This is a genomic window from Arthrobacter sp. H-02-3, assembly GCF_003097355.1.
Lineage (GTDB): Bacteria > Actinomycetota > Actinomycetes > Actinomycetales > Micrococcaceae > Arthrobacter > Arthrobacter humicola.
Map to the genome: position 1 here is coordinate 1 of NZ_PYUI01000018.1, position 23,261 is coordinate 23,261.

The 23,261-nt window shown below is 67.2% G+C and carries 24 protein-coding genes and 1 pseudogene; 17 read left to right on the top strand and 8 right to left on the bottom strand.

What is annotated here, in order from left to right:
* Window positions 1-1,034 (top strand): annotated as a pseudogene (locus C9424_RS21470) (hypothetical protein); the annotation flags it as partial.
* Between the two features lie 136 nt (window positions 1,035-1,170).
* Here C9424_RS21470 and C9424_RS21705 read toward each other — a convergent pair.
* Window positions 1,171-1,329 carry a hypothetical protein gene (locus C9424_RS21705; RefSeq protein WP_202615906.1) on the bottom strand — a complete coding sequence of 53 codons (159 nt, stop codon included), beginning with the start codon at window positions 1,327-1,329 and terminating at the stop codon, window positions 1,171-1,173.
* Between the two features lie 114 nt (window positions 1,330-1,443).
* Between C9424_RS21705 and C9424_RS15785 the strand changes: the two genes are divergently transcribed.
* The 4 genes from C9424_RS15785 to C9424_RS15800 all read left to right on the top strand — a co-directional run bounded on the left by C9424_RS15785 (window position 1,444) and on the right by C9424_RS15800 (window position 4,519).
* Window positions 1,444-2,259: a methyltransferase domain-containing protein gene (locus C9424_RS15785; protein ID WP_116767854.1), complete on the top strand. Its 816-nt coding sequence runs from the start codon at window positions 1,444-1,446 to the stop codon at window positions 2,257-2,259.
* Window positions 2,260-2,533: 274 nt separating this feature from the next.
* Window positions 2,534-3,034 (top strand): hypothetical protein, encoded by a 501-nt coding sequence (locus tag C9424_RS15790; RefSeq protein WP_116767855.1) that lies wholly within the window; start codon window positions 2,534-2,536, stop codon window positions 3,032-3,034.
* 194 nt (window positions 3,035-3,228) lie between these two features.
* A complete protein-coding gene (locus tag C9424_RS15795) occupies window positions 3,229-3,780 on the top strand; it encodes a dihydrofolate reductase family protein (RefSeq protein ID WP_116767856.1) in 552 nt (183 codons plus the stop codon).
* A gap of 115 nt (window positions 3,781-3,895) precedes the next feature.
* Window positions 3,896-4,519, top strand: a complete 624-nt coding sequence (locus C9424_RS15800) for a LysE family transporter (protein WP_116767857.1) — start codon at window positions 3,896-3,898, stop codon at window positions 4,517-4,519.
* On the opposite strand, the gene C9424_RS15805 is transcribed toward C9424_RS15800, so the two are convergent.
* Entirely contained in the window at window positions 4,516-5,466 is a 951-nt protein-coding gene (locus C9424_RS15805; RefSeq protein WP_116767858.1) for a PaaX family transcriptional regulator, read from the bottom strand. The genes C9424_RS15800 and C9424_RS15805 overlap by 4 nt on opposite strands.
* Window positions 5,467-5,668: 202 nt before the next feature.
* Between C9424_RS15805 and C9424_RS15810 the strand changes: the two genes are divergently transcribed.
* The 3 genes from C9424_RS15810 to C9424_RS15820 all read left to right on the top strand — a co-directional run bounded on the left by C9424_RS15810 (window position 5,669) and on the right by C9424_RS15820 (window position 9,388).
* On the top strand, window positions 5,669-7,045 hold the full coding sequence (locus C9424_RS15810; protein WP_116767859.1) for an MFS transporter: 1,377 nt from the start codon (window positions 5,669-5,671) through the stop codon (window positions 7,043-7,045).
* Window positions 7,046-7,154: 109 nt separating this feature from the next.
* Complete coding sequence (locus C9424_RS15815) at window positions 7,155-8,900, top strand: CocE/NonD family hydrolase (RefSeq protein WP_116767860.1); 1,746 nt, start codon at window positions 7,155-7,157, stop codon at window positions 8,898-8,900.
* The gene (locus tag C9424_RS15820) at window positions 8,897-9,388 is read left to right on the top strand and encodes a DUF3237 domain-containing protein (protein WP_272914155.1); all 492 of its coding nucleotides are present in this window, start codon (window positions 8,897-8,899) and stop codon (window positions 9,386-9,388) included. The genes C9424_RS15815 and C9424_RS15820 overlap by 4 nt, the downstream gene beginning before the upstream one ends.
* Before the next feature lie 189 nt (window positions 9,389-9,577).
* Here C9424_RS15820 and C9424_RS15825 read toward each other — a convergent pair whose 3' ends face one another.
* The 6 genes from C9424_RS15825 to C9424_RS15850 form a co-directional block, all read right to left on the bottom strand.
* Complete coding sequence (locus C9424_RS15825) at window positions 9,578-11,185, bottom strand: acyl-CoA synthetase (protein WP_116767861.1); 1,608 nt, start codon at window positions 11,183-11,185, stop codon at window positions 9,578-9,580.
* A gap of 42 nt (window positions 11,186-11,227) precedes the next feature.
* Complete coding sequence (locus C9424_RS15830; protein WP_116767862.1) at window positions 11,228-12,601, bottom strand: MFS transporter; 1,374 nt, start codon at window positions 12,599-12,601, stop codon at window positions 11,228-11,230.
* A 74-nt stretch (window positions 12,602-12,675) separates the two neighbouring features.
* A complete protein-coding gene (locus C9424_RS15835) occupies window positions 12,676-13,131 on the bottom strand; it encodes a MaoC family dehydratase (RefSeq protein WP_091563445.1) in 456 nt (151 codons plus the stop codon).
* 50 nt (window positions 13,132-13,181) lie between these two features.
* Entirely contained in the window at window positions 13,182-14,393 is a 1,212-nt protein-coding gene (locus tag C9424_RS15840; RefSeq protein ID WP_116767863.1) for an acyl-CoA dehydrogenase family protein, read from the bottom strand.
* Between the two features lies 1 nt (window position 14,394).
* Window positions 14,395-15,288 (bottom strand): amidohydrolase family protein, encoded by an 894-nt coding sequence (locus C9424_RS15845; protein ID WP_116767864.1) that lies wholly within the window; start codon window positions 15,286-15,288, stop codon window positions 14,395-14,397.
* A 2-nt stretch (window positions 15,289-15,290) separates the two neighbouring features.
* Window positions 15,291-16,250, bottom strand: a complete 960-nt coding sequence (locus C9424_RS15850) for an SDR family oxidoreductase (RefSeq protein WP_116767865.1) — start codon at window positions 16,248-16,250, stop codon at window positions 15,291-15,293.
* A gap of 123 nt (window positions 16,251-16,373) precedes the next feature.
* Here C9424_RS15850 and C9424_RS15855 point away from each other — a divergent pair, with 123 nt between their 5' ends.
* From C9424_RS15855 to C9424_RS15895, 9 genes are all read left to right on the top strand, one after another.
* Entirely contained in the window at window positions 16,374-16,853 is a 480-nt protein-coding gene (locus C9424_RS15855; protein WP_116767866.1) for a MarR family winged helix-turn-helix transcriptional regulator, read from the top strand.
* 152 nt (window positions 16,854-17,005) lie between these two features.
* Window positions 17,006-17,356, top strand: coding sequence for a PadR family transcriptional regulator (locus C9424_RS15860; protein WP_116767867.1), 351 nt, complete (start codon window positions 17,006-17,008; stop codon window positions 17,354-17,356).
* Window positions 17,357-17,358: 2 nt separating this feature from the next.
* On the top strand, window positions 17,359-17,724 hold the full coding sequence (locus tag C9424_RS15865; protein ID WP_116767868.1) for a DUF1048 domain-containing protein: 366 nt from the start codon (window positions 17,359-17,361) through the stop codon (window positions 17,722-17,724).
* 25 nt (window positions 17,725-17,749) lie between these two features.
* A complete protein-coding gene (locus tag C9424_RS15870) occupies window positions 17,750-18,580 on the top strand; it encodes an ABC transporter ATP-binding protein (RefSeq protein ID WP_116767869.1) in 831 nt (276 codons plus the stop codon).
* Window positions 18,577-19,341 (top strand): ABC transporter permease, encoded by a 765-nt coding sequence (locus tag C9424_RS15875; RefSeq protein WP_116767870.1) that lies wholly within the window; start codon window positions 18,577-18,579, stop codon window positions 19,339-19,341. The genes C9424_RS15870 and C9424_RS15875 overlap by 4 nt, the downstream gene beginning before the upstream one ends.
* Window positions 19,342-19,538: 197 nt before the next feature.
* Complete coding sequence (locus C9424_RS15880; RefSeq protein WP_116767871.1) at window positions 19,539-20,102, top strand: NUDIX domain-containing protein; 564 nt, start codon at window positions 19,539-19,541, stop codon at window positions 20,100-20,102.
* A gap of 487 nt (window positions 20,103-20,589) precedes the next feature.
* Window positions 20,590-21,732, top strand: a complete 1,143-nt coding sequence (locus C9424_RS15885; protein ID WP_116767872.1) for an ABC transporter permease — start codon at window positions 20,590-20,592, stop codon at window positions 21,730-21,732.
* The gene (locus C9424_RS15890; RefSeq protein ID WP_116767873.1) at window positions 21,729-22,460 is read left to right on the top strand and encodes an ABC transporter ATP-binding protein; all 732 of its coding nucleotides are present in this window, start codon (window positions 21,729-21,731) and stop codon (window positions 22,458-22,460) included. The genes C9424_RS15885 and C9424_RS15890 overlap by 4 nt, the downstream gene beginning before the upstream one ends.
* Window positions 22,461-22,561: 101 nt before the next feature.
* A complete protein-coding gene (locus tag C9424_RS15895; protein WP_116767874.1) occupies window positions 22,562-23,161 on the top strand; it encodes a TetR/AcrR family transcriptional regulator in 600 nt (199 codons plus the stop codon).
* Window positions 23,162-23,261: the final 100 nt, after the last annotated feature.

Consider the following 23,261-nt stretch of genomic DNA (forward strand, 5'->3'; position numbering starts at 1 on the left):
TCAAGTTCCCTGCCGGGCTAGGAACCGGATCGGCCTACACGCTCAGCATCTACAACGCCAGCGGCACCAACCTCTACAGCTTCGACCTCGACGCCGCCGCCGGTAACGGAACCTGGCTCGCCGGCCAACAAATCAATCTCCCTGCCGGCCGCGCCTACATCAGGATCGACGGCTACGACAGCTGGGCCGCCTGGGGCAAGACCTACACCCTCAACGTGGGCTGGATTTGGTCCGCAACTCCTGTGCCAGGCATCTCCGGGACCCCCCAGGTGGGCCGGACCCTGACAGCTGTGACGGGAACCTGGTCGCCCACGCCGGACGTTCTCGGATACCAGTGGTTCCGCTCCGGAACCGCCATTACCGGGGCAACGGGCAAAACCTACACGCTGGTTGCCGCCGACCTTGGCAAGACCATCACCCTGAAAGTAACCGGCAGCAAGGCGGGGTACCCCAGCGCGACGAGGACCTCCGCCGCCACGACAGCGGTCACCCCAGGTACCCTGACCGCTCCGGTACCGACCATCTCAGGCACCGCGAAAGTTGGATCGACCCTGACCGCGGTCCCGGGCATCTGGGGGCCGGCACCCGTCACCCTGGCATATCAGTGGAAAGCCGGCGGCGTCGCCATCACCGGCGCCACCGCGGCCACCTACAAGGTCGCCGCGGCCGATACCGGCAAGACCCTGACCGTCACCGTCACCGGGACAAAGACCGGCTACACCACCACCGCGAAGACCTCCACCGTCACGACAGCAGTGACGCCAGGTACTCTGACGGCTCCGGTACCGACCATCACGGGTACCGCGAAGGTCGGATCGACCCTGACCGCGGTCCCGGGCACCTGGGGGCCGGCACCCGTCACCCTGGCATATCAGTGGAAAGCCGGCGGCGTCGCCATCACCGGCGCCACCGCGGCCACCTACAAACCCGTCGCGGCGAACATCGGCAAGACCATCACCGTTACCGTCACCGGGACAAAGACCGGCTACACCACCACGGCGAAGACCTCCACCGCCACAGCAGTAGTCGTTTGACGGTCGAAGATCGATCCGGCCGGCCTATATGAAGGTCAGTTCTCCCGTTGGTAGGTGCGATTTAGGCGTAGGAGCCGGCACGATTTGCGGCTCCTACGCCTCGCCTCGCCTCGCCTCGGTTAGACATCTCACCGTGTCAAGGGCTACCAAGGCCTACGGGGACCCGTGAGGCCGGGCCGGCCACGTCGGCCGCCATAGCCGGGAGCCCCAGGGCACCCGAACCGAGGATCGCCCCGACGTAGATCCCGGTGGCCCGGAACAGGCCCAGTCCCTTATTGCTGTTGCTGATTTCCACTCCTCCCCCAACTAGCTCGCAGCAGGGGCCGTTTTGAGGGCTCATAACGGCCCCTGCTGCGAGCTAGTTGGGTGGGTCCACCCATTTCCGATCCCGGGAGGGTAGCGTTCCATTATGAGTGCGCAGCAGCCTGACGATGTGTACACGCACGGTCACCACGAGTCGGTGGTCCGCGCCCACGCCTCCCGCACGGCGGAGAACTCGGCCGCGTTCGTGATCCCGCATCTCACACCCGGGGTCTCCGTCCTGGACGTCGGCTGCGGGCCGGGCAGCATCACCTGCGACTTCGCGGAGATGGTGGCACCGGGCAGGGTCGCGGGCCTGGACCGTTCCCCCGACATCATCGCCCAGGCAGCGGCCCTCGCCGCCGAGCGCGGCGTGGACAACGTCGACTTCGCCACCGGCAACGTCTACGACCTCGATTTCCCGGACGAGTCGTTCGACGTCGTCCACGCCCATCAGGTCCTGCAGCACCTCACGGACCCCGTCGCGGCCCTCCGCGAGATGCGCCGGGTGGCCAAAGCCGGCGGCATTGTGGCGGTGCGCGACGCCGATTTCCACGGCATGAGCTGGTACCCGGCCATCCCCGAACTCGACGACTGGATGGACTTGTATCAGCGGATCGCGCGCCGTAACGGCGCCGAACCCGATGCCGGCCGCCGGCTCGTGTCCTGGGCGCAGGCCGCCGGGTTCACCGACGTCGCGCCGTCGAGCAGCAACTGGCTCTACGCCACCGGGCAGCAGCGGCGGTGGCAGGCACGGGTGTGGGGTGAGCGGGTGCTGCATTCGTCCTTTGCCGACCAGGCGCTCGAGTACGGCTTTGCCAGCGAGGCTGACCTGGCCCGGATTTCCGCCGGGTGGCACCGGTGGGGCTCCACTGAGGACGGCTGGTTCCTGATTCCCAACGGCGAGGTCATCGCCCGGGCCTGAGGCGCGGGTCCCTTGGTCCGGACTCCCGGCTAGTGGTGGAAGGCCTGGGTTTTCCCGTCCGGGGTGGCCGCCGCACCCGAGCCGCTCCCACTCCGAATCTGACACGGCAGCAGGGCGGCTTTGACGCGCCTTCCGGGCACGTTCGATTCGCGTCAGCCCTCACAGCACGGGCACAGCGCCGCCAAAGTGCCGCCATACCTGCCACGCAGAGGCTGGGGACAGGCCGGATCCCCGGCCGGCCCGGATGCCCGGGCCCCAGCAAAGGAGTTTCACCATGGCACATATCAACAAGACGACGGCCGGCATCATGCTTGCCGCGGTGATCGGCGGCGGCGCCATCGGCGCGGCGGCCATCCCCGCAATGGCCGACGACGGCACCGGCACGTCCTCCTCGTCGAGCACCGCGGCCCCGGACGGCTACGGCGGCTACGGCATGCCCGGCGGCACGGGAGGCCAAGGCGGCCCGCACCAGGCCAACGGCAAGACGGAGGAGGTCCTCACCGGTGACACCGCCACGAAGGTCGAGGCGGCGGTGAAGGCTGCCCAGCCAAATGCGACGATCGAACGGATGGAGACCGACGCCGACGGCGCCACCTACGAAGCCCACATCACGAAGGCGGACGGCAGCCGCGCCACCGTCCTGCTGGATGCGAACTTCACCGTGACCGAGACCCAGGACCAAGGCCAGGGTGGCCCCGGCGCCGGCGGCCATGGCGGCCCAAATGACGGGGATGCGGACGATCCCGCCACGGGCGGCTCCACTTCCAACGGCTAACCCCTGGCGGGCGACGCGCTGGCGGTTCTGACGGGACGGTCCCGCCAGCCAGCACCTCACCGCAGGCAAGCGCTGCTCCGGGCGGCGGCACCGCCGTTGTCCGGAGCAGTCGCGAACGAGGTTGCTGACAGCCATTCCCTGCTCCCTGATGTGCGGATAGGGTGCACTGAAACACACATCGGTAAGGAGAACCCATGCGCAAAGTGACGGCCGGCCTTTTCTGTTCCGTGGACGGGGTGGTTGAAGACCCGTTCCTGTGGCAATTCGACAGTTTCGACGCGGAGTTGGGCGCCGGGATGGGCGAGATGATGGGCCGGATCGACACCGGGCTCCTGGGTCGCGTCGGGTACCAGCAGTGGGCGAGCTACTGGCCGAACGCCGAAAGCGACGCCGACTTTGGCGGCTTCATCAACAAGTTGCCCAAATTTGTGGCCTCCCGGACCCTGACCGGCGAGCTTGAGTGGCAAAACTCTCGGCTCATCGAAGGTCAGCTGGAGGACTTTGTGGCGGGCCTGAAGAACAGCGACGGCGGCGAAATAGGGGTCTTCAGCAGCATCTCGCTGGTCCGCCAGCTGCTGTTCGCCGGGCTGCTCGACACCTTGATGCTGATCGTCCACCCGGTCATCGCGGGCAGCGGCCGGCGCCTCTTCAACGACGGTGATCCCCTGACCCGGCTGGTACTGCAGGAGTCCCAGGAGACCAGCAAAGGCAACATGATCCTCAGTTATGGTGTCCGCGGGGACTGACTTCCCGCTGGACATCGGGGCGGACAAGCAGGCCGGCCAATGGGGCCGGCCAACTAGCGGGACCGGCTGCGTCATCCGTTCCGGTCGGTCACGGCCGGGACCGTAAACTTGGCTGGTGCAACCCTCCCTTTGGCTGGCCCTGGCCGGCGCCGGCGTCCTGATCAGCTTTACTCCCGGCGCGGGCGCCATCAACACCATGAGCAACTCCCTGAACTCAGGGTTCCGCCGTTCCATCTGGGGCATCCTGGGCCAGCAGGCCGCCCTCGTGGTGCATATCCTGATCGTTGCCCTCGGCGTCGGAGTGCTTGTGGCGAGCTCGCCGCTCGCCTTCAACGTGATCCGCTACGCCGGCGCCGCCTACCTGGTCTATCTGGGCATCCGTCAGTTCCTGCACAAACCGGATCTGGATCAGGAGAAGGCCGCAGCCCTGCGCAATGAGCCGGCCTTCTCCATGTTCCGCCGCGGCCTCTGGGTCAATCTGCTCAACCCCAAGGCCGTGGTGTTCTTCCTGGCCTTCATGCCCCAGTTCATCCGGCCGGAGCAGCCGCTGCTGCCGCAGTACGCGGTCCTGTCCGCCACCGTGATCGTGATCGACATCCTGGTCATGTGGTTCTTCTTCGCGGCGGCGGCCAGGTCCTTCCAGCGCTTCACCCATGACGCCCGCGGACAGAAAGTCCTGAACCGGACGTTCGGGGTGCTCTTCGTCGGCGTCGGCGTCCTGCTGGCCTCGATCCACTAGACACCGTCACCGCGGACGGGCTTAGAGCCCGAAGCCACCGACAGCGCCCGCGCCGTGCCCGCCAGTTCGGGCGCTTCCCGGGCCACGACTTCCTCAATGTAGGCGGTGGCACCGTCCGCGAGCCCGTCGTAGAGGAGCACCAGCAGGTCCCGGGCCTCAGTCCGGGGCCAGGCTTCCGGCAGAAGTTCGGCGGGAAGGTCAGGGTCACTCCACGGGAAGGCCCGCCACGCGTCCATCAGCTCGGTCCTGACCCTGAAGGCCTCCGCCGGGCTGACCGTACCGGCGTCGAGGCGCTCCGCCCAGGGCGTGAATTTCTCGGTAAACGGACGGTACTGTTCCTTGAACTCCTGCGGCGACCAGGCCTCGACGAGCCGTTTGCCGCGGAGGCTGGATTCCGCCGTGCGGAAGATGACGTATTCGTCCACGCCATAGCCCATGCAGGTGCTTTCGAGCTCCTCGGAGTGGTCGCGCGGCGAGACCCACAGCGCCCCGAACAGCGGTGCGAATCCGCGCCAACGCAAGCGTGAGCGGAACATTTCGCGGACATCCCGCGACGTCTCCGGAATGGAAAACGCGATGACGGTCCAGTTGCCGTCCCAGTGGCGGGACTCCTCGCCGAAGGCGGAGACCTGCGCGAAACCTTGGCGCAGCCGGTTCCGTGCGCCCTGGGTGATGCGGTAGCGCGAGGTCCGCCCGGCACTCGACTGCTCCAGCACCCCGCGGGACGCCAGGCGGCTTAGCGCCGTCGCCGTCGCCGAGCCCGTGATCCCGAGGCCGGCGGCCAGGGCGGCGATAAGCCGGGACGGCAGCCATTCCTCGCTGGTGAACCAGTAATCGACCAGCAGGGTGACCAACTGGTGCTGGGTGGACGGCCCCTTCAACGGCCGCGGAAAGTCGATGGCCAGGTCCGGGTCCATACCGGGCACTGAGGCCGGCCGCTCGCTCATCACGCCTCCATCATGCCAGCCGCATCCACTGTCATTCTTATTTTGCACTTAGATTGACGGACGCAGAACAAAGTGCATACCATTGCTTTCAGAGTGACGGAGGCCACAGCCGACCCCGCCGCCCGCTCAGCATGCGAGCCACAGATCTTTCCCAGCCTCACCGTTTCAGGTGCTATTCGCCTGCCCATCTAGGAGATCCGCAATGACCGCTGGTCCCATCGTTCCGCCGTCGCCGTTGACGCCGCCCGCGGAACAGGCCCCCGATTCCCGCGAGGGAACCACCCATGCCCGCCGTGCCGCTGCCGCCAGCTTCATCGGCAGCACCCTGGAGTACTACGACTTCTTCATCTACGGTTCGGCGTCGGCCCTGATCTTCAACAAGATCTTCTTCCCCGGCATCGATCCCGCCCTCGGCACCATCCTGTCCATGGCCACCATCGGCATCGGCTACGTCGTCCGGCCCCTCGCGGCCAGCGTGATCGGCCACTTTGGCGACCGCCTCGGTCGGCGCCAGATGCTGGTCCTGACGCTCGTCGTCATGGGCGTGGCCACCTTCCTCATCGGCTGCCTGCCGCCGGCGGCCGCCATCGGCGCCGCCGCCCCGGTCCTCTTGGTGGTTCTGCGCGCACTTCAGGGCGCCTCCGCGGCCGGAGAGTCCGTCGGCGCTGTCACTATGACCATGGAGCATGCGCCCAGCAACAAGCGGGCCTTCTACAGCAGCTGGGTCAACACCGGCGCCGTGGCCGGCATCATGCTCGCCTCCCTGGCCTTCCTCGCAGTGTCTCTCCTCCCGCAGGAAGACCTGCTCAGCTGGGGATGGCGGCTGCCGTTCCTTGCCAGCATCCTGGTGGTCGCCGTCGGCCTCTACATCCGCCTGCGACTGCCCGAATCCGAGGTCTTCGAAGCCGCGAAGGAGGAAGGCGCCAGCCAGGAACTGCCCCTCAAGGTGGTCCTGCGCGATCACTGGCGCACCATCGTCAAAGTCATCTTCTTCGGGCTCTGGAGCGTGGTGTCCTCGGTCTTCGCGGCCTTCGGACTGGCGTATGCGACCGGAAAATTCGGCGTCCCCTCCGCCGCCATGCTCGGGGTCACCATTGCCACGGCCGCCCTGGGCATCATCGCCCAGCCCTACGCCGGTATTCTGGCCGACCGGATCGGCCGCAAGCCGGTCTTCATCACCGGCAACATCATCTGTGCCGTGGCCGCCTTCGCCTACTTCTGGTCCATCAGTACCGGGGTCATCCCGCTGATCTTCGCCAGCGGCATCCTCTTCATGACCGTGGGCTACGGAATGGTCAACCCGCTGGGGCCGGCCATGACGGCCGAAATGTTCCCCACCCGGATCCGCTACACGGGCGCCGCCACGGCCTCGCAGCTGGGACTCGTCGTCACCGGCTTCGCCCCGGCAATTGCGGCCGCCATTGTCCAGCCCGGCCCCGTCGGCTGGGTCCCGGTGGCGGCCTTCACGGCAGCCTGCTGCCTGGTCTCCGCGGCCGTCACCGCGATCTGGGTCAAGGAAACCTACCAGGTGCCCACCGAGGCCCTCGGCGCCAAGGCATCGGCCGGCACCCCTGCCTAAAACCCGCCACTCACCCGCCACTCACCCGAGGGGGCCGGGACGCGTGCACCGCGCCCCGGCCCCTCCCGGCATGTCTATCCGCATCTCCGTTCCACGTTAGGACCCTTCCGTGACACCCCGCCCCGTGCTTATTGACCATGACGTCGAGACACCGCTGCCCGACGGCACCATCCTGCGCTCCACCGTGTACCGACCCGCGGACGGGGAACCCTGCCCGGTCCTGCTGACCAGGACGCCGTACGGCAGGGACCTTGCCGTCAATTCCGCCTACCTGAACCCGGCGACGGTCGCCGCCGCGGGCTACGTGGTGATCCTGCAGGACTGCCGCGGGCGCTTCGGTTCCGGCGGAACGTTCGACCCCTCTGTCAATGAGGCGTGCGACGGCGCCAGCACAGTCGAGTGGGCAGCGCGGCTGCCGTACTCCAACGGCGCGGTGGGCATGTGGGGGCGGTCATACTTCGCCGAAACCCAGTGGCGCGCGGCCTCGCGCCGACCCGCCGGGCTCGCCGCGTTGGCCCCCGGCATCTCCGCAGGAGCCAACGCAAACAACGGCTCCCTCTACCGCGGCGGCGCCTTCGAGCTCGGCAGCCGCCTCACGTGGGGCCATGCCTCCATCGCCGCCAATGAGCTGCTCCGGGAGTTCCCCGACGACCCCGAGCTCCGGGCCAAGGAAATGGAATCGTGGCTGGACCTCGACCGCTCGTTTTCCGACGCCACGGCCTTCGGCACACTGCCGCTCCGGGACCTGTCCCCAAGGCTCGGCACCTTCATGAGGCGCCACGTCCTGCCCTCGGCCGGAGAAACCCCGGGGAGCGGCTTCACGCGCGTGTGGGACGCCGCGTCGGCCGCGCCGGTGGACATGCCCACCCTGCACATCGGCGGCTGGTTCGACATCTTTGCCCCGAGCACGCTCGCGCAGTACCGGATGCAGCTCGAGCACAGCCGCGCCAATCCCGCGGCCGCGCCGCGGCTCATCATCGGCCCGTGGACCCACACCAACTTCTCCGGGGTCTACCCGGAGGTCAGCTTCGGGCTCAACGCGGCCGCCGGTGTGATGAACGGCCTCGGCGATCTGTCCGGACTCCAGACGGCCTGGTTCGATGCCGTCCTCAAGGGCGATCCCGACGGGCTGCGCAAGGTGCCGCCGGTCCTGCTGTACGTCATGGGGGAAAACCGGTGGCACGGCTTCGAGGAACTTCCGGCCCCGTCCCGGCAGCGCTCGTGGTTCCTGGGCGCCGGCGGGTCCCTCGGGGATGTGCCGGGCGCCGCCGGGCGGGAAAGCTACGCCTACGATCCCCTCGACCCCGTCCCGACGGCGGGCGGGGCCACCATGATCCACGGCTCCGTCCCGGCAGGGCCGGCGCACCAGCAGGCCGTCGAGGCGCGCGACGACGTCCTGACCTTCACGACGGCGCCGTTCGACGCACCCGTGACCATCTTCGGCGAGGTCAGCGCCACGTTCTTTGCCGCGTCCTCCGCCGTCGACACCGATTTCGTGGTGCGCCTCTGCCGGGTCACCCCGGACGGCACGTCCCTGGGCCTGGCCGATGGGATCATCCGTGCGTCCTGGCGGGACAGCTACGCAGGCAACGGGCTCTGGGAGCCCGGCCACGAGCCCTCCCCGATCGCACCCGGTAATCCGTATGAATACACCGTCAGTCTTTGGCAGACGGCGTACACCTTTGCGCCCGGTGAGCGGCTCCGCGTGCAGATCACGTCCAGCTGCCATCCGCGCTGGGACCGGAACCTCAACACGGGCAAGCTCGCCTACGACTCCGCCGAGACAATCGTTGCCCGGCAGTCCGTCCTGTTCGGCGAGGGCCACCCGAGCCGGCTGACGGTCGGCATCCTGTGACGGCCCCTCCTCCGGCACCGCCGGGACTGCCCTTCCCTCCCGGACTTTCCTTCCTGACGGAGGTGTCCGTGAGCGTCGGGGAGCCGGTGGAGGTCGGGCCCACGCCGGAGGGCCACCGCCGAATGGTTCCTATCACCGGCGGAACCGTCCGAGGGCCTTCCCTCAACGGGCGCGTCCTGCCCGGCGGCGCCGACTACCAGTTCCTCCGCGGCCCCACCCTGACGGAACTCGACGCCCGGTACGTGCTGGAAACCGACGACGGCCACCGGATCTTCGTGCACAACACGGCCCTCCGGCACGGCTCGGCCCGGGACATCGAACTGCTGAACTCCGGCGTCGCCGTCGACCCGTCCCTGATCTACTTCCGCTGCTGGCCGCGGCTCACCACCGCCTCCCCCGCCCTGGACTGGCTGAACACGCGCCTTACGCTCGGGACGGGCGTCCGGCAGCCCGGCCAGGTGGTCATCAGCATCTTCACTGTCGACTAACGGGCCGCGGGGATTAGTGGGCCTCCCCGTCCGGTTTCGCGCCGGGCACCCTCCGTTCGGGGGCACTTTGAGCACAATGCCCGACGCCGGCGCCCTGGTTGGCGGCGTGTCGGCACCAAAGTGCCCCCGGACCGCAGCCGCACCGCACCGCGGCCGCGGGGCAAGGACTCACACGGTCCCTGCTCCCTGTCAGACGTGGCCGGGCGTGAGTTTCCGAAGATCGGCCTTCCGGATCTTGCCGCTCGCCGTCCTGGGCATTTCCGCCACGAACACCACCGACTTGGGGATTTTGTACCGCGCGAGCCTGCCCTCCAGATGCGAGCGCAGCTGCTCTTCCGTGAGCCGTGCGCCCTCCCGCAGCAGCACCACGGCCCGCGGCACCTCGCCCCACTTTTCGTCCGCCACGCCGATCACCGCGACACTTCCGACGGCGTCGAGTTCGGCGATCGCCTGCTCCACCTCGGCAGGGTAGATGTTTTCCCCGCCGGAGATGATCATGTCCTTGAGCCGGTCGGAGATGAACACGAAGCCGTCCGGGTCCTTGTAGCCCATGTCGCCGGACTTGAACCAGCCGTCGGCGGTGTAGGAATCCGCGGAGGCCTCGGGTCTGTTCCAGTACTGGTGGATGACGTTGGGACCCTTGATCTGGATCTCCCCCACTGTTCCGGGCGCGGCCGGGCCGGCCCCCGGGTCCACGGGATCGGCCACCCGGACCTCGGTGAAGAAATGCGGCAGCCCCGAGGACCCCGCCTTGTCCCGGGACCGGGCCGCCGGCAGTGTGGTGGCGCCCGGCGCCGTCTCGGTCATGCCGTAGCCGTTGGAGAAGCGCAGCCCCCGCCGTTCGTAGGCTTCCAGGACCCGCAGGGGCACAGCGGACCCGCCGCACGTCAGCTTGTTCAGCGAACTGAGATCCGTGGCGTCCCAGTCCGGGTGCTCGCACAGCATCTGGTACGTGGTGGGCACCCCGCTGATGGTCGTCGCGCGGTGCCGCTCGATCAGCTCCAGCGTCCGGCGGGGATCGAACTTGGCTTCCAGGACCACCGTGCCGCCCTTGAGGAGCGTGGGCAGGACGCCCATGTCGAGGGAGGCGACGTGGAACATCGGGGAGATCATGAGGGCCACATCCGTGGAGGCAAAGTCGAAGTCGACCAGCACATTGACGCAGTTCCACGTGATGTTGCCGTGCGTCAGGAGCGCACCCTTGGGGTTTCCGGTGGTTCCGGAGGTGTAGAGGATCATGGCGGCGTCCTCGAGACCCACGGGCTCGTCCGGCGGCAGCGCCGCGCCGGAGGCGATCACGGCCTCAAAGGCCTCCACGGCGGTTCCGCCGGCAACACTGCCGGCCGCACCGCCGCCGTCGGGCCCTGTTTTCCCGGGAACTGTCGTGCCGGGCACCGCTGAATCGTCGACGACGATCCGCCGGCCCACCGCGGTTCCCGCCGAGCCGCGATCCGCGAGTTCCGCGAGCGCCGCCGAGTGGACCAGCAGGACGGCGCCGCTGTCCCGGAGCTGGAACTGGATTTCGGGCGGCGCGAGCCGGGTGTTCAGCGGGACGAAGACCGCCCCGGCCAGGCCGGCGGCGAACAGCGTCTCCAGGAAGGAGGGATCGTTTTCGCCGAGGTAGGCCACGCGGTCGCCCTTGGCCACGCCGCGGTCCAGGAGGGCGTTGGCGAGCCGGGCGGACCGGTCCGCGAGTTCGACGTAGCTGAGCTCCCTGTCCCCGGTGATGACGGCGGTCTTGGTGCCCGACTTCGGGCGGCGCCGTTGCAGCCACGAGCCGATGCCAAAATTCTCCACGGCAAATCCTTTCTAGTTAGACGGTAGTACGCTGGGACCGGGTTAGGACCGGACAGTCTGCAGATCGTTGTTCTTCGGCTCGCGGGTCAGCAGGATGAAGACGATCGACACGACGGACATGATGGCCAGGTACCAGACCACGGCGGCGGTGTTCTGGCCGGAATCCTTGAATATCTGCGCCACGATGCCCGGCGTGAATCCGGCCCCGAGGAGGGTGGCGAGCTGGTAGCCCAGCGAGGCGCCGGTGTAGCGCGAGGTGGTGCCGAACTGCTCGGACACGAAGGCCGCGAGCGGGCCGAACAGGGTGGAGTGGATCATGAGGCCGATTGCGAAGGCCACGAAGATCAGCCCGATGTTGTTCGAGGACAGGAGCTGGAACATCGGCGTGAGGTAGAGGATGAAGAGCACCAGGCCGCCGATCATCACCGGCCGCCGTCCCAGCTTGTCGGAGAGCCGGCCGCCCATGATCACGAACGCGATGGACACGAAGGAGGCTGCCGCAAAGGCGTAGAGCACGCCCTGCCGGTCAGCGCCCTTGGACACGGCATAGGTCACGGAGAACGTGGCCAGCACCACCTGGAGCGCGAAGCCCGCGGCGCCGGCCAGCATGGTGAAGATCAGCGTCTTGGGCCGGCGCAGGACCTGCAGGAGCGGAATTTCGCGACGCACGGGCGTACCGCCCGGGACTGTGCCCGGCGCCGTCTCGGCCTTTGCCCGTTCGGCCTGCTCCTGCTCCAGTGCCGCCTTGAAGATGGGGCTTTCGGTGACCTTGAGCCGGACAAACATGCCGACGCCCAGCAGGACGAAGGACAGCAGAAACGGCACGCGCCATCCCCAGGCCAGGAACTGGTCATTGGGCAGGGCCGCGAAGGCACCCATGACGAGGGTGCCCAGGACCGCGCCGGTGGGGGCGCCGGCGTTGACGAACGAGGCCGCGAAGCCGCGCTTGCCCGACTCCGAGTGCTCAAGCGCCATGAGCGCGGCGCCGCCCCACTCCCCGCCCACGGCAATGCCCTGGCAGACGCGGAGGAACACGAGCATCACGGCGCCCCAGGCTCCGGCCACCGCGGCGCCGGGCACCAGCCCAATCAGGGTGGAGGCGATGCCCATGACCAGCATCGAGATGATCAGCATGTTTTTGCGGCCCAGCCGGTCGCCGAAGTGGCCGAAGATGATGCCGCCGAGGGGCCGCGCCACGTAGCCTGCGGCGAAGGTGCCGTAGGCGGCCACCACCCCCACCCACTCGTCCATGCCGGTGAAGAACACCTTCGGGAAGACCACAGCGGCGGCCGTGGCGTAGAGCAGGAAGTCGTAATACTCAATGGTGCTGCCGAGATAGCTGGAGGCGATGACGGTCCGTGCTTCACGGCGACGCGTACCCGCGTCCAGGGCCTGCAACTGCGAAATTTGGGACATCGTTGTTCCTTTAAGTGCAGAGGGATGGGGGTGCAGAGGAATGGGGCGGAGAGTGGTGTGGCGGCCGTAGCGGCTTACTTGTAGAAGCGGGCGAGGAACTCCGCGACGACGGCGGGGCGTTCCTGGCCTTCGATCTCGATCGTGTTGGCGACCTTGATCTGGGCGCCCCCCTTGACTTCGGTGACCTCGGCGATGGTGGCCCGCATGCGGATGCGCGAGCCCACCTTGACCGGGGAGGTGAACCGGACCTTGTCGAGGCCGTAGTTGACCTTGGTGGTGACGCCCTCGACGTCGAACAGCTCGCCCCAGAACGGGATGATAAGAGAGAGGGTGAGGAAGCCGTGGGCGATCGGGGCGCCGAAGGGGCCGTCCTTGGCGCGTTCCGGATCCACGTGGATCCACTGGTCATCACCGGTGGCATCGGCGAACTTGTTGATCTGTTCCTGGGTGATTTCGCGGTAGTCGGTGACACCGAGGTCGGTGCCGGCGAGGGTGAGCAGTTTGTCGAAGTCGACGACGAGGTTGGGCATCTTTGGCTCCTGTGCTGATGGGGATGGGTTGATGGACGACGGCGGCGCGGTCAGCGTGTAAAGGCGCTTTCGCCGGTGAGGGCGCGGCCGACGATCAGGGCGTTGATTTCGTGGGTGCCTTCGTAGGAGTAGACGGCCTCGGCGTCGGCGTGGAACCTGGCGACGTCGGTGTCCAGCGTGATGCCGTTGCCGCCCACCACTTCGCGGGCGAGCGCCACGGTCTCGCGCATCAGCAGGGACGTCTGCATCTTGGCCAGGGCGGAGTCCTGGTCGCGGTAGATGCCCTTGTCCTGCTGTTCGGTCAGCCGGACCACCAGGGACAGCGATGAGGTGAGGTTGCCGAGCATCCGGGCGAGCTTTTCCTGGACCAGCTGGAAGGAGCCCACCGGACGGCCGAACTGCTGCCGCTGGGTGACGTATCCGAGCGCGGCTTCGAAGGCTCCGGCCTGGATGCCCGTGGCGATCCACGCGACGTCCGAGCGCATGGCCCGCAGCATCGCGGCCACGTCCTTGAAGGAGTTCACGTTGTGCAGCCGCCTGGCCTCGGGAACCCGCACTGCGTCGAGCGTGATGTGGGCATTCTGCATCATCCGCAGCGCCGTCTTGCGGTGGATCTTCTCCAGGGTCACGCCGGCCGCGTCGCGGTCCACGAGGAAGGCCTTGACCTGCCCGTCGGCCGTGTCGCGGGCGAAGACCGCCAGGACGTCGGCCGTGGCGGCGCCGCCGATCCAGCGCTTGGCGCCGTCCAGGACCCAGGTGTCGCCGTCCGGACCGGTCTCCCGGCGGGCGGTGGTCGCTAGACCGCCGGCGATGTCCGAGCCGGATTCCGGCTCGGTCAGCGAGAAAACGCCCTTGAGCGAGAAGTCGATGACCTTGGGCATCCACTCGGCCTGCTGTTCCGCGGAGGCGCCGACTCTGATGGCGGTCCGGAACAGCCCGGCCTGGGCGGTGTAAAAGGTGGCCAGCGAGGCGTCCGTCCGGGCGAGTTCGAAGATCCGGAAACCCTGGTAGATCCCCCGGGCGGGTCTGTCGGTCGTGCGCTCGGCGGGTTCCATGAGGTCCAGTTCGATCAGCGGCCGCGCCAGCTGGTCCGGAAACTCGCCGCGTTCCCAGTAGTCGGCCAGCAGCGGCTTCGCCTTCTCATCGAGGAAGGCCCGCAGCCTGCCGAGGACGCGGCGCTCGTCCGCGGTGAGGAGGGACTCGGCATCGTAGTAGTCGCAGACGCCGTAGAGCCTGGTCTGGTTTTCGGTCGTCACTGACATCTCAGCCTCCCAGCCCGAGCAGGCGGACGGCGTTGTCCTTGAGGATCTTGGGCCGCACCCCGTCCTTGAGCGGAAGGTCGGCGAAGGCGCCCAGCCATTTCTGCGGCGTGATCAACGGGAAGTCCGTGCCGAACAGGACCTTGTCTTGCAGCACCGAGTTGGCCATCCGGACCAGGGACTCCGGGAAGTACTTCGGGGACCAGCCGGAGAGGTCGATGAACACGTTGGACTTGTGCGTGGCGATCGAGTTGGCCTCGTCCTGCCACGGCACCGAGGGGTGGGCCATGATGATCTGCAGTTCCGGGAAGTCCGCGGCCACGGCGTCGAGCAGGAGCGGGTTGGAGTAGGCCAGCTTGATGCCGTACCCGCCGGGGAGCCCGGCGCCCATGCCGTTCTGGCCCGTATGGAAAATGGCCGGCAGGCGCAGTTCCTGCAGGGTTTCCCAGAGCGGGTAGAACTGCTCGTTGGAGGGGTCGAAGCCCTGCAGGCTCGGGTGGAACTTGAACCCGCGCGCGCCGAGGTCGATTGCCTGGTGCTTGGCGCCCTGGATGGCCTCGGCGCCGGTGCGCGGGTCCACGCTGCCGAACGGGATCAGGACGTCGTTGTTCCGTGCCGCCCCTGCAATAAGCTCCGGGATGCTGTTGGGCTCGTGCTTGAGCTGGGTCCGGGCGTCGACGGTGAAGACGACGGCGGCCATGTTCAGTTCGCGGTAGACCTCGGCGATCCGGTCCAGCGACGGAGTCCGATCCTCGGCCTTGAAGTACTTGGCGGAGGCTTCCGTGAGTGCCGGCGGCAGGGATTCGTGGCCGTGGCCGTCCACTTCGAGATGGACGTGCATGTCGATCGCATCCAGCGAGGCGGCGTCGATGCCCAGTTCATAGCGCTGCGCGGACATGGCTAGCCGACCTTCGCCGGCGCAGCGGACTCGGGCTGAGCCGTTGCTGGCTGCAGTTCCTCCGGCAGCGGCAGGAACTCTTCGCCGACGCTCTGCAGCTTGTCGCCGAAGAGCTTCCCGAAGTTTTCCACGAGATCCTGGTAGCCCCAGCCGCCCTCACGGTATTCGGTGGCGGCGGCCTCGGGGTGGGTCCAGAGCTGCAGCCGGTCGCCGCCGGCGCCGATCGCCTGGCCGGTGATTCCCGCGGCCGCGTCGGAGGCGAGGAACGCCACGAGGCCGGCGACGTCGTCGGCCGTGCCGAACCCGAGGTCGTGGCGGAAGAACGCCGGCATGGCCTCGCCGCGCTCGTCGGCCTCGACGGCCTTCTGGAAGTACGGGACGGTTTTGGTCATGGCGGTGGCGGCCACGGGGATGACGGCGTTGGCCGTGACGCCGGCTTTCTTCATTTCCAGGGCCCACGTGCGGACCATGCCCACGATGCCGGCCTTGGCGGCGGCGTAGTTGGTCTGGCCGAAGTTGCCGCGCTGGCCGGTCGGTGAGCCGATGGTGATGATGCGGCCGGCAATGCCGTTCTCCTTGAAGTAGCCGAAGGCTTCCCGGGCGCAGGTGAAGGTGCCCTTGAGGTGGACGTTGATCACGGCGTCGAAGTCCTCGTCCGTCATCTTCAGCAGGCTCTTGTCCCGCAGGATGCCGGCGTTGGTGACCAGGATGTCCAGCCGGCCGAACTCCGTAACGGCTGCCTGCACGAGCTGTTTGGCCACCTCGGAGCTGCCCACCGGGGCAACGACGGCGGCGGCCCGGCCGCCGTCGGACTCAATAATCCGGACCGCTTCGGCAGCCACCGCAGCGTCGACGTCATTGATAGCGACGGCGGCGCCCTGGCGGGCCAGTTCCCGGGCGTAGGCCAGGCCGAGGCCCCGTCCGCTTCCGGTGACGATTGCTACTTTTCCTGACAGGCTCATTGCCGCTCCTTTGCTAGCTGCCGCGTGCATCCGACCCTGCGGCGTGGGATGCTGGTCTGCATCCATGTAAATATGGATAGTTGAAAAAGTCAATGATTTATTTTTTGGACCATTGGAGATGGCATGCCGACAGAAGTTGACGACGCGCCGGGCACCGTCCCGGCAGAGAAGCTCATGGCGGCAACCATCAGCCGGGATGCGGGCTTCCTCCTAGCCAAGCTGCATGCCGCGGGTTCGGTCCTAAACAACCGCGCGCTGGCCGGATTCGGCCTCAAGGAGCGCTCCTATTCGGTGCTGGCCCTGGCCACCAGTGAGCTGGAGCCCACCCAGCGGGAGATGGCCGAATTCCTCAGCCTGGATCCCAGCCAGATCGTCGCGTTGATTGATGAGCTGGAGAAGCGCGGCCTGGTGATCCGCGCGCCCGGAAAACAGGACCGGCGCGCCAAGATCGTCTCCGCGACCGTGGAAGGCGCGGCAGTCTTCCGGCAAGCCGAGGCTGCGGCACGGGAGGCGGAATCCGCAGCCCTGGCCGGCCTCAGCGACACCGAGATCGCGGCCCTCAAGGGGCTGCTGCGCAAGGCTTTATGGGGGCCGGCGGCCTGATCCGCCCCGCACGGCGCGCGCCCATTCGCCCGGGCGCCGGAATCCGCAATCGGACGCGCTGAATCCGCCCCTTGCCGCCCCTTGTCAGGTCGCTATTCAGTGTTACTATCTAGTGGTAGTCAGTAACACTGAGTAGCTGTAGGGAGGGTTCCATGGGCAAGCAGATGACCGAAATGCTCAAGGGCACGCTCGAGGGCATCGTCCTCGCGATCCTGGCCGCGCAGCCGGCATACGGCTACGAGATCACGGCGCGGCTGCGCGAGCAGGGCTTCTCCGACATCGTCGAGGGCACCGTCTATGCGCTGCTGGTCAGGATCGAGCAGCGCGGCCTCGTGGACGTGGCGAAGGTCCCGTCCGAGAAAGGGCCGCCGCGCAAGGTCTATTCCCTCAACGCACTCGGCGGCGAGTACCTCGAAGAGTTCTGGAGGACTTGGAGCTTCCTCCAAATGCGGATCGAACAGCTCCACCACGACATAGAACACCCACAAAGCGAAGGGGAGTAACCATGGCCGCAGGATGGATCGAAAAGATCACCGGATCGTTCGAGGACAAGAAGCGCTGGCGCCGGTACAAGGATCGAAAAGAACAACTCCCCGCCAGCTATCGAACCGCAATCGACGGACTCGAGCGCTACTTCATGTACGCCGGGTCCATCGTCAAGGGCGATGTGCTGATGCAGATGCTCGAGGACCTCGCAGACCTGATCGAGCGGGCCGCCGTCGACGGCACCCCCATCCGCGACATCGTCGGGGACGACCCGGTGGAGTTCGCAGACACCTTCATCCAGAACTACTCCGACGGCCAGTGGATCAACAAGGAGCGCAAGCGCCTGACCGACGCCATCGATCAGGCCGCCGCCGACGGCGTGTGAACGCACCGGGAACGGAGAACCGGATATGACCACCGGACAGGCCCTCGAACCCGCGATCCGGGTGCAGGGCATCGAGAAATCATTCAAGGACCTGCACGTTCTGCGGGGCGTCGACTTCACCGTCAGTGCGGGGAGCATCTTCGCGTTGCTCGGTTCGAACGGTGCGGGCAAGACCACGCTGGTGCGGATCCTGTCGACGCTGCTGAAGGCCGACGCCGGCACCGCGACGGTTCACGGCTTCGACGTCGCCGCGAAGCCCGGCGACGTGCGCGAGTCGATCAGCCTGACCGGCCAGTTCGCCGCGGTCGATGAAGTGCTCACCGGTCGGGAAAACCTCGTGCTGATCGCCAAGTTGCGTCATCTGACAAACCCGGGTGCGATCGCTGACACACTGCTCGACCGCTTCGCACTCACCGAAGCAGGACACCGCAAGGCGTCGACATACTCCGGCGGCATGCGACGCCGACTCGACATTGCGATGAGCCTGATCGGGAACCCGCCGGTCGTCTTCCTCGACGAACCGACGACCGGGCTCGACCCCCAGGCACGCATCGAGGTGTGGCAGACCGTCAAGCAACTTGCCGGTCAGGGCACGACGGTACTGCTCACCACGCAGTACCTCGACGAGGCCGAAAAGCTCGCCGACCGCATCGCGATCCTGCATGAAGGCAGGATCATCCAGAACGGGACTCTCAGCGAACTCAAGCAACTCCTCCCGCCCGCCACGGTCGAGTACGTCGAGAAGCAGCCCTCCCTCGAGGACGTCTTCCTCGCCCTCGTCGGCGCCACCGGCGGCGACCGCACCGACGACGACCGCACCGACGACCCGGTCCCGGCACGAAAGGCACCCCGATGACCACCCGCGTCCTTGGCGACACCGGCGTCCTGACTGGCCGCTCGCTGCGCCACATCCTCCGCAGCCCGGACACGATCATGACCACCGCCGTCACCCCGATCGCGCTGATGCTGCTGTTCGTGTACGTATTCGGCGGCGCGATTAACACCGGATCCGGCGAGTCGTACGTCAACTACATGCTCCCCGGCATCCTGCTCATCACGATCGCGTCCGGCGTCGCGTACACCGCCTACCGGTTGTTCCTCGATATGCAGGGCGGTATCTTCGAACGCTTTCAGTCCATGCCGATCGCGAGGTCAAGCGTGCTCTGGGCGCACGTGCTCACATCCCTGGCAGCCAACCTTGTCGCGGTCGCGATCGTCATCGGCGTCGCGCTGATCATGGGGTTTCGGACCGGCGCCTCCGTGGCAAACTGGCTCGCCGTCGCTGGCATCCTGATCCTGTTCACCCTCGCACTGACCTGGATCGCCGTCATCGCAGGGCTGTCCGCGAAGAGCGTCGACGGCGCGAGCGCGTTCAGCTACCCGCTGATCTTTCTGCCGTTCATCAGCTCGGCGTTCGTACCCACCGACTCGATGCCCGGCCCGGTCGCCTGGTTCGCCGAGAACCAGCCGGTGACCTCCATCGTGAACACCATCCGAGCCTTGCTCGCCCAGGAACCCAGTGGCAGCGACATCTGGATCGCCCTCGCCTGGCTCGTCGGCATTCTCGTTGTCGCCTACGCCTTCGCGATCGCCATCTACCGTCGCAGGATCAGCTGAGGCCAGGCGCTGGCGGTCCCGGAATGCCGCGCCGGTTCAGGACCACCACCATTAGCCCTGAGAACCGGGTCCCCGGTCGCGTAGTTCTTCCTCCACCGGGGCCGGCCCGCCTGATTGACCCAGCTTTCGGGGGCAGGCCACAGCCCGCCACGCGCTTTGACTATGCCGGTTGAGATAGCGTTGGGACAGGAGGAGCCATGACCGTTCGGAGCGCCGGCATTCTGCTCTACCGGCTGGGCAGCACGCCCGGACCCGGCAGTGCGTCCCCGCAAACGAGCGCCCCGGAACACGGCAGCGCTTCTCCGCTGGAGGTCTGGATCGCCCACATGGGCGGACCGTTCTGGGCCGGCAAGGACGCCCGCGCGTGGTCCGTCCCCAAGGGCGAATACCCCGCCGGCGAGGACCCGTTGGAGGCCGCGCACCGGGAGTTCGCGGAGGAAATAGGCACCCCTGCACCCCCGGCCGACTACCACCGGCTCGGCGACTTCCGGCAGCCTTCCGGCAAGGTCATCACGGTCTACGCGGCCGAATCGGACTTTCAGCCCGACCGCATCGTGAGCAACACCTTCACCCTGGAGTGGCCCAAGGGATCCGGCGCCCTCCGCAGCTTCCCCGAGATCGACGACGCCGAATGGGCCACGGAAGAACAAGCCAGGGACCGGCTGGTGAAGGGCCAACTGCCGATCCTCGACGCGCTCCTCCGGCACCTCGGACTCAGCGTGGCACCGGCCGGGGAGCTAAATCCGACGGAATCTAAATGATGTTGTCAACGGATATTGGTGTGCCGCTCCGGCGTCCCGGCCAGCCGCGCCAGCGGTGGCCCTCATCCTGGTTGACGCCGCGAAAAGCAGGTGCGGGACAATCCCCTGCTGTTCCTGCGGCGCTGACCGGGTAGCGACAGCCGCCTAAGCCGCGTTGTCCGGGTTGTGTCCACTGGCGGGCAGGTGGAGCCCTCCGCACTGCTCAAAGCTGGGCGGTTTCTAACAACCGTCGCAACAAGTCTGCCGTGAAGCTACCAGTCCTAGTAAGTACTGCTGCCCTACCTTTCAGAAGCTTGACCTTCGCATTGCCGAGTTGGCCGCTAAACCATTTACCTCGTTGGATGTGGGTCCGCGCCGTAACCGCGTTGTCGCGCCACGCGACCGGATCCCAGATTTGAAACAAATGCATTTTCCTGACAAGCTGTCGGAAAGATGCCGACAGCTTGTCAGCAACTTCATACTTTCCGCCCCCAACCTAGGACTGCCAATGTTCCTCGCACTCCGCGAATTGATCTTCGCGCGTGGCCGCTTCAGCCTGATGGGCGGTGTCATTGCACTCATCGCCGTCCTGATGGTGATGCTCTCCGGCCTTTCCTCCGGCCTCGTCAACGACGGCGTGTCAGGCCTCAAGTCGATGCCCGTGACCACTATCGCCTTCGACCAGGGCACCAAGACCGACAACGCCTTCTCCCGCTCCGTGATCGATGACCAGCAGCTCAACGCCTGGCGCAGCGTCGAGGGCGTGGCCGCCGCCGCGAAGATGGGCGTGGGCATGGCCAATGCCACGACCGATTCCGGCAAGCAGATTGACCTCACGCTTTTCGGCATCGAGCCCGGATCCTTCCTGGAACCGTCCCGCTCCGCAGGCACCGGTCTCGGCGATCCTGACGGCATCGTCGTGTCCTCGACCGCGAAGGCTGAAGGCATCGACCTCGGCACGGTCGTGACGCTGGACCGGATCGGCACGAAGCTTAGAGTTGTTGGCTTCACCGATGGGCAGGCCACGTTCGGACACGTCGAGGTGGCCTACCTGCCCCTGAAAACCTGGCAGCTGATCGCCTCCGGCCAGGCCGCCGCCGGAGCCCCGAGCGCCGAGCGCATGTCCGCAGTGTCCTTTGATACCGCCAGCGTTGTTGCCGTCCAGGCCAAGCCCGGCGCCAGGCTGGACCTTGCCGCCGGCGACACTGCAGCCGGAACGACCAGCAAATCCCTGTCCGCCGCCTTCAATGCATCTCCCGGCTATGAGGCCGAGACCATGACCCTGAGCATGATCCAGGTCTTCCTCTACGCGATCTGCGCTCTGGTGGTCGGCGCGTTCTTCACCGTGTGGACGATCCAGCGCAAGCACGAAATTTCGGTCCTGCGGGCCATCGGAGCCTCAACGGGGTACCTGCTGCGGGATGGACTGGCCCAGGCCGCCATCCTGTTGGTGGGATTCACCGCGCTGGGCGTGGCCGCCGGTCTGGGACTCGGCGCCGCCATGCCGGACGCTATGCCGTTCGCTCTCGAGGCCACACCGATCGCCATCGCCACGGCTCTCACCATCGGGCTGGGCCTGATCGGTGCCACCGTGGCCGTGGTGCGCATTTCCCGGATCGACCCGCTCAACGCCCTCGGAGGACAGCGATGACCAGCTCCACCTTTCCCGCAGCCGGGGCAAGCCGTGCCGACGCACCGCAGGCCGCCGGCCTGTCCATCCGCCACGCGGTGATGGAACTCGGCGACGGCGACACCCGGGTGACAGCCCTGGATGACGTCAGCCTCGATGTTGCCCCAGGCGAGTTCCTGGCCATTGTGGGGCCGTCCGGTTCCGGCAAGTCTTCACTCCTCGCCGTCGCCGGCGCCCTGGCATCCCCGGATTCCGGAACGGTCACGGTCAACGGCCAGGACCTTTCCCAACTGAGCCAGGGCAAACGCGCTGCGTTCCGGCTGTCCAATATTGGCTTCGTCTTCCAGTCCGGCAACCTCATCCCTGCATTGACCGCGGCGGACCAGCTCCGCCTGATCAACCGGCTCGCGGGCGGCCCGAAGACCTTCGACCCGGTTCCCCTACTGGAATCCGTCGGCATGGCCCACCGTGCGACCAACCGTCCCGGCCAGCTCTCCGGCGGCGAACGCCAGCGCGTCGGCATCGCACGGGCACTCGTCACCGGAGCGAAACTCCTTCTCGTGGACGAACCGACCGCGTCCCTGGACCGGGCACGCAGCCGCGAAGTCGTGGAACTCCTCGCACGTCAAAGCCACGAGCACGGCGTCGCAACCATCATGGTCACCCACGACCACGACGTCCTCGGCTACTGCGACCGCATCGTCGAAATGGTGGACGGCCGCTTAGGCGCCCCGGCCCCGGTCCGCTAACACACCCGACCCCGGGCGCGAGACGGCGACCCGCTCAGCACGCCGCCGTCTCGCGCCGTACTCTTGATGCGTACGTCAGCCAGCGTCAAAGGATCCCCGCAATGCCCAGAATCAGTGCCGCCACCGTCGCGGAACACCGCGCCGCACAAGAACGCGCACTACTGGACGCTGCCCACGAACTCCTACAAGAAACCTCCGAAGCGCCCACCATGGCCGACGTGGCCTTGCGGGCCGGACTCTCACGTCCCAGTGTTTACCAGTACTTCGGCTCCCGCCACGACCTCCTCCAGGCGCTGGTCCGCGACATCTTTCCGCGCTGGACCGAGCGCGTCACCGGCGCCATGGCCGATGCCCCCACCAAAGCCGACCGCATCCTGGCCTACGCCACAGCCAACGTGGACCTTGTCGCCGAAGGAGCCCACGCCGTGGGTTCGGCGCTGGCCGCGCTGGCCCCGGGGGCCGAACTCGACGAGCAAGCCACCCGCATGCATCGCCAGCTTCAGGAACCGCTCATCGAGACGCTCACAGAACTCGGGGTTCCGGACCCCGAGTCGCTGGCAGAGATGATCAACTCCGTCGTCCACGCCGGCACCCGCATGCTCGAATCCGGGCAAACGCTGGAACAAGTCCACTCCCACCTCAGCACGCTGCTCGGTCCCTTCGTGACAGCACACCAAAACTCCGAAGGCACCCGCATTTAGGTCTCTTCGACCGCACCCTCATGGGTTCTTGTGTCCTTTGCTGAGGATTCCGTGACCGGAGGCGGCTCAGGTGCCCGCAGGACGGAAGCATGACAAAAGC